This window comes from Dubosiella newyorkensis (assembly GCF_001945605.1).
Classification (GTDB): Bacteria; Bacillota_I; Bacilli_A; order Erysipelotrichales; family Erysipelotrichaceae; genus Dubosiella; species Dubosiella newyorkensis.
Genome location: NZ_MPKA01000073.1, coordinates 1 through 1,067, shown reverse-complemented (window position 1 = coordinate 1,067; position 1,067 = coordinate 1). Strand labels below are relative to the sequence as shown.

Genomic DNA, 1,067 nt, shown 5'->3' with positions numbered 1-1,067 from the left:
CCAGAAAAATAGTCGGGTGGGTGATGACTCGAAATATGGAAGCCGCAAAAGTTCTGGAGTGTATAGAAATAGCCAAAAGAAGACGAGGAATCAAAAAGCCATTGGTGATCCACAGCGATCAAGGAGTCCAGTACACAAGCGAAGAATACAAAAACAAGACAGAAGGAATGGAAAGATCGTATTCGAGAAAAGGCAATCCATGGGACAACGCCTGCATCGAAAGCTTTCATTCACTGATCAAGAGAGAATGGATCAACTTCTACCATTTCGAAACGATTGGATTTAGTATTAATGGTGCAGCCCTTAAACCTCTGAAAATTCAAGTGGTAGAATGTCATAAGAAGAACAATTTGAATTCCAGAATGAGGAGGAATGAAAAATGGCAAAGCAATATGACAAAGAATTTAAGGAACAGGTGATCCAATACGTGCTCGATCATCCGGACCTTGCCTATACCCAGATCGCGCAACAGTTCGGAGTCCACGATACAACCGTTGGAGGATGGGTCAAAAGCTATAAAAATCACGGCGATCAAGTCGTCGTAAGAGGATCCGGCAACTATGCCAGCGATGAAGCCAAAGAGATCGCCCATCTTAAAAAGCAGCTCAGAGATACCCAGGACGCACTCAATGTATTAAAAAAAGCAATCAGTATACTCGGCAAGTAACGGCTCGTCTCCTCTATCGATCGGTCCAGGAATACAAAGAGAAACATCCCAAAGCATCGATAGCGGGTATACTGGCTATATTGGAGAAGAGCCCTTCCGGCTACTACAAGTATTTAAGATCAAAACCATCCAAGATAAAAGTCCGACGGGAAAAAACAAAAAAAGCAATCGTCAAGATCTACAACGATTCGCACCAGCTGTATGGCTCGCCCAAGATCGCAGAGATCCTGCACAAGAAAGGGATCCAAGGATGCCAGAAGTATGTCTATTCGATCATGAAAGAAGCCAATATCAAACCGAAATATCTGAAACACAAGATAAAAACGACCATATCTAAAGGGAATGATCGAAAACTTCACAATCTTCTGAAAAGACAATTCAATCCAAAAGATCCCGACAG

At 42.5% G+C, this 1,067-nt stretch carries 3 protein-coding genes; all 3 read left to right on the top strand.

All coding sequences use genetic code 11. The annotated features are described in order from the left end of the window. On the top strand, window positions 1–419 hold a 419-nt coding region (locus BO225_RS07465; RefSeq protein WP_143356794.1), incomplete at its 5' end, for a DDE-type integrase/transposase/recombinase. Continuing rightward, entirely contained in the window at window positions 380–667 is a 288-nt protein-coding gene (locus BO225_RS07460; protein WP_076340274.1) for a transposase, read from the top strand. The genes BO225_RS07465 and BO225_RS07460, both read left to right, overlap by 40 nt. Window positions 668–747: 80 nt before the next feature. Next, window positions 748–1,067 (top strand): IS3 family transposase (locus tag BO225_RS07455; RefSeq protein WP_143356793.1); only part of this gene is annotated, 320 nt, incomplete at its 3' end.

What these genes read in the sequence shown, in the direction of transcription:
- BO225_RS07460 (WP_076340274.1), top strand. Translation starts at nt 380, where the DNA reads ATGGCAAAGCAATATGACAAAGAATTTAAGGAACAGGTGATCCAATAC.